Here is a 13,033-nt window from a genome sequence, read left to right as displayed (position 1 = left end):
CGTTCCCTGGCCTGCCTGATAGTGATGCGTGTCGCGGCTGCTGAACAAAATGACGCCCAAATCGCCGTCACGTCCCAGCATCGACATCGCCACCGAACCAATCGCCTTCGCCTCCGGCAACACCACCAGCAATTCCGGACCGTTTAAGGTGCCCAGATAGTGCTGCTCCTGCCCCAGCCGCTGAATACGCAGCGGTTCGAAGGCCTGGCGGCTTAACGCCAGATGGGTATAGCTTGACGGCGCGCCGAGACGCCAGCGATCGGGAAACAGGCGCACCGTGGCACCGGCAAGGCCCAGTTCACGCGCCCAGCGATGAAAGCGCATCAGCATATCGTCCAGGCTGGTCGCGGCAACCAGACGTCCCTGCAAATGCAACAGGCGATAAAACAGGCTTTCGTTGGCATTCGCCTGCGCCATCAACAGCGACATATTTTCTTCAAGGACGTTAATGTGATTACGCGCGCGGGCCATGTGCCACTCAACGAGCGAGACAGTGCCCCGCACCGGGTGCGGCACCCGCATCGCTTCCACGGCATGCGCATTGCGGATAAAAAACTCAGGGTTTTTCTGCAGATAGTCGACGACCGCCCGGTCATCGAGTTCCGTAAGCGTTTCCTGTAGTTCTTCCCCTGGCTGCTTCATAGATGGATAAACCCGTCATAGACATGTGCCGCCGGGCCAGTCATGTATAACGGATGACCCGGACCTTTCCAGGCGATATCAAGGCGACCGCCCGGTAATTCCACGCGGACCTCTTCCGCCAGCAAACCTTGCTGAATGCCGACGGCGACGGCCGCGCACGCGCCGCTCCCACAGGCCTGTGTCTCTCCCGCGCCGCGCTCATAAACGCGTAGGCGAATATGCTCGCGTTTCATGATCTGCACAAAACCGATATTGGCCCGTTCAGGAAAACGTTCGTGACTTTCCAGAACCGGTCCCAGCGTTTCCACCGCCGCCGTATCAACATCGTCGACCTGAATCACACAGTGCGGATTACCCATTGAAACGACACCGCACAATATTGTCTGTTCCGCCGCTCGCATAATATAGGTCTTTTCCGCTTTGTTAGCGCGAAAAGGCACCTGCGATGGCTCAAAATTGGGTTCACCCATGTTGACGCGCACCAGCTCATCGTCCGTCACGCTCAACACCATCCGCCCACTCGCCGTACTGACGCGAATATCACGTTTGTTGGTTAACCCCTTGAGGCGCACAAAACGGGCAAAACAGCGCGCGCCGTTACCACACTGCGACACTTCACTGCCGTCGGCATTAAAAATTCGGTAATGAAAATCCAGCTCAGGATCGTACGGAGGTTCAACCACCAGCAGTTGATCAAACCCCACCCCCAGATGCCTGTCAGATAAACGACGGATCAATTCTGGCGAAAAAAAGACATTCTGCGTTACCGCGTCGACGACCATAAAATCGTTGCCAAGGCCATGCATTTTAGAGAATTGCATTATTCACTCCGTTCACGCGGGTACAGAAACACACCGTCAGTAGTTCACCTGGGAAGGCCCATCTCCCGTGGCACGATCGTTTTGATCGGGCGTGGTGGATTGCGTTTGTGTATCAACCGGTTTAGTCGGCGGCGGTGCATTTTTATCAGCCGGAGGGAAATAGAGCGGCCCTTTAAGGCCACAACCCGTCAGGCTGAACAGAGTGAGAAGAACAGCGAGTGCCTGAAAGACGTTTTTCATTATGGATTGCCTGTAAGTTCATACTTTCTGTTTTCTATCATCGCAGGAGAAGGCGTAAAAGCAAGAGTTTGCCTGTAATCTGCAACGCGATTTGTTTCAGGTTATACTGCCGCCATCACGAAAAAACGGGAAACGACAATGAACGACAGTGAATTTCATCGCCTGGCCGATACCTTGTGGATGACCATCGAAGAGCGTCTTGACGACTGGGATGGCGACAGCGATATCGACTGCGAAATCAATGGCGGCGTACTGACCATTAGCTTTGAAAACGGCAGCAAAATCATTATTAACCGTCAGGAACCGCTGCACCAGGTGTGGCTGGCGACCAAACAGGGCGGCTACCATTTTGACCTGAAAGGGGATGAATGGGTTTGCGACCGGAGCGGAGAAACCTTCTGGGATCTGCTGGAACAGGCGGCAACGCATCAGGCGGGCGAAGAAGTCAGCTTCCGTTAAGTCTTATTTGCCGGATAACATCCGGCAAAACTATCACGAGAAATACTGCTGCAACTGCGGCGTGTCGTTATCCTGATTGGCTGGCGGAACGTTGCCGAGTGATTGTGCGCGGAACGGGATCACCTGTGCGCGCCCGTCCGTATTCACAATCTGATAGAACTGCGGCAGGTTGAAGTTGATGAAACTGGAGCCGTATGTAAAGCGGTCGTGCGACGAGGAGTAGAAGCGGCTGACGTCGCGCACCAGCTCTTCTTTGCTGCCTTCGCAGTGATGATACACTTCCGCCCGGTTACTCTCGTCCAGAATGTAGATGTTAAAGCCCTTCTCATCACCGGTCTCTTCAAAGAAGAACTGAATGATCCCTTCGCTGGCGAAGCCATCCACGACGGACGGCAGTTTCACCTGATTGGTTTCCACCTGAACTGACAGGCCGTGCAATTTGTTATGCGAAATTGCGCCGTAGAACTCAATGGCGTTTTCCAGCTTCTGTACCGACACATTCAGGCGTTCAAAGAACAGGCCCCATGTCTGACCGGAAACGCGCAGTGCCTTAAAGCGCCCTGTCTCCTGACGAGTACTGGAGAGACGCAGCTCGATGCACTCTGAAACCAGTTGCTGCACGCGGGTACGAATCAAACCACGCAGATGCTGGCTGTAGCAGAACACTTCCACGCTGTCCGGCGGCGCGGCGTCCTGGTGCATTTTGCCCAGAATCGTTTTCAGTGCTTCGATCATCGCCTGTTCGCCGTTGAAATGCAGCGTACGCACTTCATTCCACGAGTTGCGGTACAGCAGATCTACGCTGCCCACCAGGCAATTTTGCTCTTCGCCAAAGCTGAAAACATCCAGCTTACGGAAGTCAAAATGGACCACCTGATTGCGGAATGCCGCCGTCGGGTCATATTCGAGGTTAACGATGATCGCCAGATGGCGAATTTCACACGGGCTGTAGAGCGCTTTCGGCGTCGGCGCAGGCAAACGTAGCGGGAAATGGTGCGACACATCGGCCACCATCTCCTGCAATTTCGGCAGATCGACAATGCCGTTGCCCTTAATAAACAGATGCGTGCGCGACGTCAGCAGACCGTTAAACCACGCCCAGGCCACCAGCTTATTCAGATAGCGGTTATATTCCAGCGGCTGATGGCTGATGATGGAATCCATGTTTGGCGCACGGTTGTAGAGATACCAACCTGAACGGTTGGCGCGACCTGGCGGAACGTGGATAAAGGTTAAGTTCGGTTCAGAGAGGTCCGGCGAAATCTGTGGGTTCACCAGCGTAACTTTACCGGGTAACGCTTCAAACGCGGCGTACAGCTTACGGGTCAGAACGCCAATATCCTGCGGGCTGGCGCTGACGCTGAGATTATTACGACGCGCAAAGCGGATCAGATTACGGTAGCTCTGCATCATAGCATCGAGCAGTTCGTTGTGCGCTTCACGTACCTGATCAATCTTCCAGTTCGCCCGGTTGTCGAGCATGGCCAGACGATTTTCGTCCCATCCCCACTCGCTTACTAACTGACTGAGCACTTCACGACGCCAGCCGACGCAGGCGCGTTCGCGGCTCAGTTTTTCGCAAACTTTTAAGTAGAAACATCGGCGCACTAAATCCAGGCGCGTCGGATCTTCAATCGCCGTGAGGTATTCCGTCACGCGTTCCAGCATCATGCAGTACGGGTCAAGACCAAACGAGACGATCTCGCCGTCATGCAGGCGCTGTTTAATGTCTTTCGCCAACAGGCGTGGATTGGGGTATTCCCAGGAGTAGGCTTCCAGCAACAGCGTTTTCAGCACCGCCTTGTACGGTGAATCGATACTTTTATACAGTTGCCAGAGGCTGGCGCCAAAGTACTCTTCAGCGGAGAGCGAGCTTAATCCGCCCAGGTCCAGCCATTCGTTTGGCGTGAGCACACCCTGAGCGTAGAGCGTCATAACGTAGTCGTCGTAATGCTCTTCTTCATCGCCCGGCACCATATTCCACAGAATACGCTTACCGGCGAGACGCACCGCGGTACGGTAGAATTCATCCAGCAGCAGGATATGCTGCGTCGAGCCACAGTCTTCACCACCCAGACTGCCGCTTTCATTATGGCGGAAACGGTTTTCATCAATCAGGAAGAAGCTGACTTCCACCCCCAGCGAAGCGGCCCAGCTTTCCAGCAGACTGCATTTACGCTGCAGCAGTTGTCGTTCTTCACTGTCCAGCCAGGACTGGTGGCACACCCAGATATCAAGATCCGACGAACAGCTTTGTCCGACAGAGGAGGTGCTGCCCATGGAATAAACGCCGGTAATCGGCAACTCACCTTTTGGCGGATCCTGCGGCGCCAGACCGCGATACAGTTCCAGTTCGTTCAGATAGTGGCGTTGGGTTTCATCAGGCGTGTAAAAGCAAATGCCTCTGGGAACGTTACCATCGAGGTATCCCGGCATCAGCGGATGGTGATAGTGCAATAATGTCGGCAGAAGACTGTACACCTGCTGGAAAGCAGGTCCCATGGCAGCAAGCGCGCGATCCACACGCAGTTGATTAATGGCATCCAGTCTCTGTTTCAGAGTCTCAATATAGAGGTACAAGACGTATCGCCTGATGTTGCTACCCGTCATGCCGTCGATTGTCGCAGCGCGATCCGCTTACCAACAACCTTCACCATTCGGGATAAACCAAATGACAAAAATAACCGTTACCTTTTACGACCTTTTTTTTGTGCGTTCAGTCGAAAAAATGGCCTAAAACGTGATCAATTTAACACCTTGCTCATTGACCGTAAAGAAAGATGCGCTACATACAAGTGTAGCACCAATCGCTTCGCGTAAATTCTGAAGTACGCCCGGACGGTTTCTCGTCATTAAATACTGCCAGCCGCAACACAGCGTCTTATCCTTGACTTACCTTTGACCGTAACACTGACATCCCACTTGTAAGGATGTTAGGATGAACCACGGACGATAATGACGGTAACAAGCATGTTAGACAATGTTTTAAGAATTGCCACACGCCAAAGCCCCCTCGCGCTCTGGCAGGCACATTATGTCAAAGACGCTCTGATGGCGAGCCATCCCGGCCTGGTCGTGGAGCTGGTGCCTATGGTGACGCGTGGTGATGTCATTCTTGATACCCCACTGGCGAAAGTAGGCGGCAAAGGTCTTTTCGTAAAAGAGCTGGAAGTTGCGCTGCTCGAAAAACGTGCCGACATCGCGGTGCACTCAATGAAAGATGTTCCGGTTGAATTTCCGGAAGGTCTGGGACTGGTTACTATCTGTGAGCGCGACGATCCGCGCGACGCCTTTGTCTCGAACACATATAACACCCTTGATGAACTGCCTGCCGGCAGCATCGTGGGCACCTCCAGTTTGCGTCGCCAGTGTCAGCTGGCAGAACGCCGTCCGGATCTCGTCATTCGTTCACTGCGCGGCAACGTTGGAACCCGCCTGAGCAAGCTGGATAACGGCGACTATGATGCCATTATCCTGGCCGTTGCCGGTTTAAAACGCTTAGGGCTGGAATCGCGAATCCGCACGGCGCTTCCACCAGAAGTGTCGCTGCCTGCCGTGGGGCAAGGCGCGGTTGGCATCGAATGCCGCCTCGACGATAGCCGGACTCAGGCGCTGCTGGCCCCGCTGAATGATGAAATGACCGCCCTTCGCGTCAAAGCCGAGCGCGCCATGAACACCCGCCTGGAAGGGGGCTGTCAGGTGCCAATTGGCAGCTATGCTGAAATCATTGATGGTGAGATTTGGCTACGCGCGCTGGTCGGTGCGCCAGACGGTTCACAAATGGTACGCGGAGAGCGCCGTGGCTCGCCCGATCAGGCGGAGCAGATGGGCATTTCGCTGGCCGAAGAGCTGCTGGATAACGGCGCGCGCGCGATTCTGACCGAGGTTTATAACGGAGAATCCCCCGCATGAGTATCCTGGTCACCCGCCCGTCTCCCGCAGGGGAAGAGTTAGTGAGCCGTCTGCGCACACTGGGGCAGGAGGCCTGGAGTTTTCCGCTCATCGAATTTACCCCGGGTCAGGATTTATCGCGACTGGCCGGGGTGTTTTCGACGATCACTGATAACGATCTGCTCTTTGTGCTGTCACAGCACGCGGTCTCTTTTGCCCATGCGCAACTGGAACGTGAAGGGCTGAAGTGGCCGGCCGCCGCGCACTATTTTGCTATTGGTCGCACGACCGCCCTGGCGCTGCATACCGTCAGCGGATATGACATTCGCTATCCACTGGATCGGGAAATCAGCGAAGTCTTGCTACAATTACCTGAATTACAAAATATTGCGGGCAAACGTGCGCTGATCTTACGCGGCAACGGCGGTCGGGAGCTGTTAGGCGAAACCCTGGCGGCACGCGGTGCAGATGTCACGTTTTATGAATGTTATCAACGTAGTGCTAAACCTTACGATGGGGCACAAGAAGCGATGCGCTGGCAGTCGCGCGGCGTGACAACGATAGTGGTCACCAGCGGGGAAATGCTGCAACAGCTTAACGCACTAATCCCGCAGTGGTATCGCGAAAACTGGTTACTACGCTGTCGGCTTATTGTCGTCAGCGAGCGTCTGGCGCACCTCGCCCGGGAACTGGGCTGGCAAGATATTAAGGTCGCTGATAACGCCGACAACGATGCGCTACTGCGCGCATTACAATAACTCTCATAATGGGAAGCCATAATGACGGAACAAGAAAAATCCTCCGCCGTGGTTGAAGAGACCAGGGAGGCCGTGGAAACTCAGCCACAGCCAGCTACTGCTGAAAAAAAGAGTAAAAACGGCACTGCGCTCATCCTGAGTGCGGTGGCAATCGCCATCGCGCTGGCAGCCGGTGTTGGACTCTATGGCTGGGGAAAACAACAGGCGACCACACAGACCGCCACCAGCGATGCACTGGCTAATCAACTGACCACGCTGCAAAAAGCGCAGGAAAGCCAGAAGGCGGAGCTGGAAGGCGTCATTAAACAGCAGGCGGCGCAGCTTGAGCAGGCCAACCGTCAGCAAACTGAACTAGCGAAACAGTTGGATGAAGTCCAACAGAAAGTCGCCACGATTTCCGGTAGTGATGCCAAAACCTGGCTGCTTGCGCAGGCCGATTTCCTGGTCAAGCTGGCCGGACGTAAGCTGTGGAGCGATCAGGATGTGACGACGGCGGCCGCGCTACTGAAGAGTGCAGATGCCAGCCTCGCGGACATGAACGATCCCAGCCTGATTACCGCACGCCGGGCTATCACCGATGATATCGCCAGTCTTTCCTCCGTCGCTCAGGTGGATTACGACGGTATCATCCTGAAAATTAATCAGCTTTCTAATCAGATCGATAACCTGCGTCTGGCGGATAACGACAGCGACGGTTCACCGATGGACGCCGATAGCCCTGAGCTTTCCAGTTCAATCAGCGAATGGCGCGTCAATCTACAAAAAAGCTGGCAGAACTTTATGGACAGCTTTATCACCATCCGCCGCCGCGATGATACTGCGGTCCCGCTGTTAGCGCCGAATCAGGATGTCTATCTGCGGGAAAACATCCGCTCTCGTCTGCTGGTTGCCGCCCAGGCCGTGCCGCGCCATCAGGAAGAGACTTACCGTCAGGCGCTGGATAACGTCTCCACCTGGGTGCGTGCCTACTACGATACCGACGACGCCACGACAAAAGCCTTCCTTGAAGAAGTGGACAAGTTGAGTCAGCAGAGCATCACGATGGACGTACCGGAAACGCTGCAAAGCCAGGCGATCCTCGAAAAATTGATGCAAACCCGCGTGCGTAACCTGCTGGCACAACCGGGCGCCGCGCCATCTGAAGCGGCCCCTGCGTCTGAAGCACCGCAGGCAGAAACCCCGGCAGCCGCGCCGCAAGGAGAATAATGATGCTAAAAGTATTATTGCTCTTTGTGCTGTTGATCGCGGGTATCGTGATCGGCCCGATGATTGCCGGTCACCAGGGTTATGTCCTGATCCAGACCGACACCTACAATATTGAAACCAGCGTGACCGGGCTGGTCATTATCCTGATCCTTGCGATGGTGGTACTGTTTGCCCTCGAATGGCTGCTGCGCCGCCTCTTCCGAACCGGCGCACATACACGCGGCTGGTTTGTGGGTCGCAAACGTCGTCGCGCCCGCAAGCAGACCGAACAGGCACTGTTGAAACTGGCGGAAGGAGACTATCAGCAGGTTGAGAAGCTGATGGCGAAAAATGCCGATCATGCTGAACAGCCGGTAGTGAACTACCTGCTCGCCGCTGAAGCAGCGCAACAGCGTGGTGACGAAGCGCGCGCAAACCAACATCTGGAACGTGCGGCAGAACTCGCGGGCAACGACACGATCCCGGTTGAGATCGCGCGTGTCCGCCTGCAACTGGCGCGCAATGAGAACCATGCCGCGCGCCACGGCGTGGATAAATTGCTGGAGGTAACGCCGCGCCATCCGGAAGTACTGCGTCTGGCAGAACAGGCCTACATTCGCACCGGTGCCTGGAGCTCGCTGCTGGATATCATCCCGTCAATGGCGAAAGCGAACGTCGGTGATGAAGAGCATCGTGCGATGCTGGAACAGCAGGCGTGGATTGGTCTGATGGATCAGGCGCGCGCCGATCAGGGCAGCGATGGTCTACGCGAATGGTGGAAAAACCAGAGCCGCAAAACCCGTCATCAGGTCGCCCTGCAGGTGGCCATGGCCGAGCATCTGATTGAATGCGACGATCACGACATGGCGCAGCAAATCATTATCGACGGTCTGAAGCGTCAGTATGACGATCGCCTCGTGCTGCCAATTCCGCGTCTGAAAACCAATAATCCGGAACAGCTGGAGAAAGTCCTGCGTCAGCAAATCAAGACCGTCGGCGATCGCCCGCTGCTGTGGAGTACGCTGGGTCAGTCGCTGATGAAGCACGGCGAATGGCAGGAAGCGACCGTTGCCTTCCGCGACGCGCTGAAGCAGCGCCCGGACGCGTACGATTATGCCTGGCTTGCCGACGCGCTCGACCGCCTGCATCAACCGGAAGAAGCGGCCACCATGCGCCGTGACGGCCTGATGCTGACGTTGCAGAATAATCCCCCGCAATAACGCCCTGACGCCCGGTGACGCTTCGCGCTCCGGGCATTAATCGCATACACAAAATCATTCAGGATGCATCGAGGCGGCAAGTCTGAGGATCTCCGGGAGCTTACATAAGTCAGTGACCGGGGTGAGCAGGCGCAGCCAACAAAGAGGCAGCCTGGAGGATGACGTATATTCATAAAAAAACGCCCGCTCTTTTGGAGCAGGCGTTAAACAGGTCTTTATGACAACATAAATGGGTGCTTCACACAACGTTATGTCCATGGTGTTTGATGAGGCCGAAGCGACATCTGACTGTGGACGATAAGCACCGTAAACGGCTCTGCATCATTCCTGAGTTTATGAGGCACTATGGCGAGCATAAGAGATGGAATGAGCATCTACCCGTCTATTATTGCACATTGCATGCCAGGATTGCACCGCTAAAAATAGGGATTAAGATAATTCGCTATCCCTGTACTGGCGCGGGTTGTCGGCGATTTTGCCTTTTTCTGCCAGCTGGAAATACACCCCATTGTCGCTCAGCAGAGACAGATCTCGCCCGATATACGAAAGTCTTGAAATTTCAGAAGGTTAATCGTCACCAAATGGCGACAATGGCAAACAGGGTTGTCTCAGGGAAGCAACAGGGGAAAAGAAGAAGAAAGTGTGGCGTAGAAAAAGAAAAACCCCGCCGAAGCGGGGTTCAAAATTGGTCGGCGAGAGAGGATTCGAACCTCCGACCCACTGGTCCCAAACCAGTTGCGCTACCAAGCTGCGCTACTCGCCGATGTACTGCTTTTTGAATTTTTAGTTCAATTCGTTAAGTCGTGGTGCGAGGGGGGGGACTTGAACCCCCACGTCCGTAAGGACACTAACACCTGAAGCTAGCGCGTCTACCAATTCCGCCACCTTCGCATTTCACAACTTTTAATAATGGGGTGGCTAATGGGATTCGAACCCACGACAACTGGAATCACAATCCAGGGCTCTACCAACTGAGCTATAGCCACCACTGCAAATCTTTGTTACGCGGTATCAAAACCACCGCAGCTCCAGCACCGGGTAAATGGTGCGCCCGACAGGATTCGAACCTGAGACCTCTGCCTCCGGAGGGCAGCGCTCTATCCAGCTGAGCTACGGGCGCTTAGCGCCGTTGCGGGGGTGGATAATACGGACTTCACACCCCGCTGTCTAGTGCCTTTTTAAATAAAATGCGCGTTTGGTTACGCTTTGCGCGTTTTGTCGCTTATTCCCCCGTTTTCTGGGCGATACCCTGACGGTTGAGGCCAAAAACCTTATAAACAGCCGTCACGGAGAGCAGGAAGATGATGCCGACAAACAGCGACATACGGGTATCTTCATTAAAGTACATGCCGATCAGTACGCAAACCAGGAAAGCCATCGTCAAATAGTTTGCCCACGGGAACAGAATCGAACGGAACGGATGGCTGGTCATCGCCGCTTTATGCGCCCGACGAAAACGCAGCTGGCTAATCAGGATCACAAACCACGGCACCATCCCCGGCAGCACGCTTGCACTATAAACATAGACGAAGACGCGCTGCGGATTAGGAATGATGTAGTTCAGGCACGAACCGACCAGCAGGATCAAAATCGACAGCGCGACACCCGCCACCGGAACGCCGTGACGGGAAACTTTCCCCATCGCCGCCGGCAGTTGACGATTCTTCGCCAGCGCGTAAAGCATACGCCCACAACTGTACATTCCGCTGTTACAGCCAGACAGCGCAGCGGTCAGCACGACAAAGTTGATAATCGCCGCCGCGGTAGTGATACCAATTTTGGCAAAGGTCAGGACGAACGGACTGCCGTTGCTACCAATTTCGTTCCACGGGAAGATAGTGACGATCACGAAAATCGCTCCCACGTAGAAGATCAGAATACGCCACAGCACTTTACCTACCGCGCTACGCAGCGTGACCTGCGGGTTTTTGGCTTCGCCCGCCGTAATCCCAATCAGCTCCACGCCCTGATAAGAGGCGACCACAATACACAACGCGGTGAGGAAGCCTTTCCAGCCACCGGCAAAGAAACCGCCGTGCCCGGTCAGGTTACCAAAGCCAATCGGCTGCCCGCCGTTGCCGAGGCCGAAGAAAATCACGCCCAGCCCCACCACAATCATCACGATGATGGTGGTGACTTTGATCATCGCTAACCAGAACTCAATTTCGCCATACAGACGAACGGCCGCCAGGTTTGCCAGCGCCACCAGTCCAACGGCAATTAACGCCGGTATCCATTGCGCCATTTCCGGAAACCAGAACTGGACATAGACGCCGATCGCGGTGATCTCCGAAATACCGACCGCCATCCACATAAACCAGTATGACCACGCGGTGAGATAACCGAAGAACGGGCTCATGTAGCGGTGAGCGTAAACGGCGAAAGAACCGGCAACCGGCTCCAGGAACAGCATCTCGCCCATTGAACGCATAATGAAAAAGACGAACAGGCCGGCGACAATATATGCCAGCAGTACCGATGGTCCTGCCCATTTCAGGGTGCTTGCCGCTCCCATAAACAAGCCGACGCCAATGGTGCCCCCGAGGGCAATCAATTCGATATGACGAGCCTCCAGCCCACGCTGCAGCTCCGGTTTATTCTCTGCCATAAATCCTCTTGTCGTGTTTACATGCTTTCCGGCATTGCCGGTTATTGTTATGGGTACATCGCTGGGGGCGCATGTTTTCGCAAATTTGGCAAAATGGCAAACGAAGCATTAAAAAATTGCATTTTTTTGTAAAAACAGTGCAAAAATGAGGCAACATGGTAGCGCATGGAGCAGAATGCGCTACCTGCATGAAGAAGGGGTTTTTAGATATTACCGCTGTAGTGCCAGCGCAGGTAACGCAGTAAACGGAGTTGACGGGTAATGCGGCTCGGCTGCGACAGCAAGCGATACAGCCACTCCAGCCCCAGATTTTGCCACACCTTCGGCGCACGTTTTACATGACCGGTGAAAACATCATAGGTACCGCCGACGCCCATATAGAGCGCATGCGGATGCACCTGCCGGCAATCGCGCATAAAGATTTCCTGTTTCGGCGATCCCATCGCCACGGTGACGATTTTCGCCCCACTGGCGTGGATTTGCTCAAATAGCGCAGGACGCTGCTCCGGCGTAAAATAACCGTCCTGGCTGCCGACAATGTTCACATTCCACTGGGCGCGCAGTTTCGCTTGCGTTTGCACCAGCACTTCCGGCTTTCCGCCCACAAGGAATACCGGCGTGCCTTCCTCACCCGCGCGGGCCATCAACGCTTCCCAGAGATCGGCACCCGCCACGCGAGAAACCAGGGCATGTGGAAATTTTTTGCGTACCGAGCGCACGACGCTGATCCCGTCGGCATATTTATACTCTGCCGCCTCAATCAGGGTACGGACTTCTGGGTTATCTTCCGCCGTCAGGACCTTTTCTGCGTTAATCGCCACCAGCGTACCTTGTTTAAGCTGGCCGCCAGCATAGAGATAATCCAGCGCATGGTGCATATCACGCCAGCCAATCAGCTGGAGTCCGCGCAGATCGTAAATTGGTGCTGTTGTATTATCAGTCATTGCTATCCTTCAACCTGTTTGTCTGGCAGGGCTCGCCAACGTTTATGGATCAGTCCGGCCTGGTCAAACAGCCAGAACAGAAGTTTTGCCACCAGCAAACAGGCACCAAAAACCACCAGGAAAAAAACAACACGCGAGACAAACGAGTCCAGACCCTCACGCGCCAGCACGATCATATTGAAAATCGCGCCAAAGCAAAAACTATGCAAAATCGCGGCCTTGTAGCGGTAGGCCTCACGATTACCCAGCTCGTACAGCCAGTCGA

Annotated in this window: 12 protein-coding genes and 4 tRNA genes; 5 read left to right on the top strand and 11 right to left on the bottom strand. The window is 54.8% G+C overall.

Annotated elements, in window-relative coordinates; all coding sequences use genetic code 11:
* The 3 genes from AB7E14_RS11575 to lptM all read right to left on the bottom strand — a co-directional run.
* Positions 1 to 642 (bottom strand): DUF484 domain-containing protein (locus tag AB7E14_RS11575; protein WP_428169537.1); only part of this gene is annotated, 642 nt, incomplete at its 3' end.
* Entirely contained in the window at positions 639 to 1,463 is an 825-nt protein-coding gene (gene dapF, locus AB7E14_RS11570) for a diaminopimelate epimerase (protein ID WP_200119867.1), read from the bottom strand. The genes dapF and AB7E14_RS11575, both read right to left, overlap by 4 nt.
* Positions 1,464 to 1,499: 36 nt before the next feature.
* Positions 1,500 to 1,703: an LPS translocon maturation chaperone LptM gene (gene lptM / locus AB7E14_RS11565; protein WP_042326113.1), complete on the bottom strand. Its 204-nt coding sequence runs from the start codon at positions 1,701 to 1,703 to the stop codon at positions 1,500 to 1,502.
* A 138-nt stretch (positions 1,704 to 1,841) separates the two neighbouring features.
* Here lptM and cyaY point away from each other — a divergent pair, with 138 nt between their 5' ends.
* Positions 1,842 to 2,162 (top strand): iron donor protein CyaY, encoded by a 321-nt coding sequence (cyaY, locus tag AB7E14_RS11560; RefSeq protein ID WP_042998806.1) that lies wholly within the window; start codon positions 1,842 to 1,844, stop codon positions 2,160 to 2,162.
* 33 nt (positions 2,163 to 2,195) lie between these two features.
* On the opposite strand, the gene cyaA is transcribed toward cyaY, so the two are convergent.
* Positions 2,196 to 4,742 (bottom strand): class I adenylate cyclase, encoded by a 2,547-nt coding sequence (gene cyaA, locus AB7E14_RS11555; RefSeq protein ID WP_042998805.1) that lies wholly within the window; start codon positions 4,740 to 4,742, stop codon positions 2,196 to 2,198.
* Positions 4,743 to 5,132: 390 nt separating this feature from the next.
* On the opposite strand from cyaA, the gene hemC reads away from it, so the two are divergent.
* Genes hemC through hemY form a run of 4 tightly spaced genes read left to right on the top strand, consistent with a single transcriptional unit; the run spans position 5,133 to position 9,216 of the window.
* The gene (hemC, locus tag AB7E14_RS11550; protein WP_042998804.1) at positions 5,133 to 6,074 is read left to right on the top strand and encodes a hydroxymethylbilane synthase; all 942 of its coding nucleotides are present in this window, start codon (positions 5,133 to 5,135) and stop codon (positions 6,072 to 6,074) included.
* The gene (gene hemD / locus AB7E14_RS11545; RefSeq protein WP_044327607.1) at positions 6,071 to 6,811 is read left to right on the top strand and encodes a uroporphyrinogen-III synthase; all 741 of its coding nucleotides are present in this window, start codon (positions 6,071 to 6,073) and stop codon (positions 6,809 to 6,811) included. The genes hemC and hemD overlap by 4 nt, the downstream gene beginning before the upstream one ends.
* A 21-nt stretch (positions 6,812 to 6,832) precedes the next feature.
* Positions 6,833 to 8,017, top strand: coding sequence for a uroporphyrinogen-III C-methyltransferase (gene hemX / locus AB7E14_RS11540; protein WP_044327608.1), 1,185 nt, complete (start codon positions 6,833 to 6,835; stop codon positions 8,015 to 8,017).
* Positions 8,018 to 8,019: 2 nt separating this feature from the next.
* The gene (hemY, locus tag AB7E14_RS11535) at positions 8,020 to 9,216 is read left to right on the top strand and encodes a protoheme IX biogenesis protein HemY (protein ID WP_316962868.1); all 1,197 of its coding nucleotides are present in this window, start codon (positions 8,020 to 8,022) and stop codon (positions 9,214 to 9,216) included.
* A gap of 686 nt (positions 9,217 to 9,902) precedes the next feature.
* On the opposite strand, the gene AB7E14_RS11530 is transcribed toward hemY, so the two are convergent.
* The 7 genes from AB7E14_RS11530 to AB7E14_RS11500 form a co-directional block, all read right to left on the bottom strand.
* Positions 9,903 to 9,979: transfer RNA gene (locus AB7E14_RS11530), tRNA-Pro, on the bottom strand.
* A gap of 41 nt (positions 9,980 to 10,020) precedes the next feature.
* Positions 10,021 to 10,107 (bottom strand) — tRNA-Leu (locus AB7E14_RS11525).
* A 19-nt stretch (positions 10,108 to 10,126) separates the two neighbouring features.
* Positions 10,127 to 10,202 (bottom strand) — tRNA-His (locus tag AB7E14_RS11520).
* Between the two features lie 57 nt (positions 10,203 to 10,259).
* Positions 10,260 to 10,336, bottom strand: a tRNA-Arg gene (locus tag AB7E14_RS11515).
* 102 nt (positions 10,337 to 10,438) lie between these two features.
* Positions 10,439 to 11,824 carry a bifunctional threonine/serine APC transporter ThrP gene (gene thrP / locus AB7E14_RS11510; RefSeq protein WP_428169536.1) on the bottom strand — a complete coding sequence of 462 codons (1,386 nt, stop codon included), beginning with the start codon at positions 11,822 to 11,824 and terminating at the stop codon, positions 10,439 to 10,441.
* A 203-nt stretch (positions 11,825 to 12,027) separates the two neighbouring features.
* A complete protein-coding gene (gene wecG, locus AB7E14_RS11505; RefSeq protein ID WP_109739676.1) occupies positions 12,028 to 12,768 on the bottom strand; it encodes a lipopolysaccharide N-acetylmannosaminouronosyltransferase in 741 nt (246 codons plus the stop codon).
* Positions 12,769 to 12,770: 2 nt separating this feature from the next.
* The coding region (locus AB7E14_RS11500) for a WzyE family oligosaccharide polymerase (RefSeq protein ID WP_428169535.1) at positions 12,771 to 13,033 on the bottom strand (263 nt) is incomplete at its 5' end.

Source organism: Citrobacter sp., from assembly GCF_050252275.1.
Taxonomy (GTDB): Bacteria; Pseudomonadota; Gammaproteobacteria; order Enterobacterales; family Enterobacteriaceae; genus Citrobacter_A; species Citrobacter_A amalonaticus.
The sequence above is the reverse complement of the archived record's forward strand: the minus strand, read 5'-3'. Positions and strand labels throughout refer to the sequence as shown.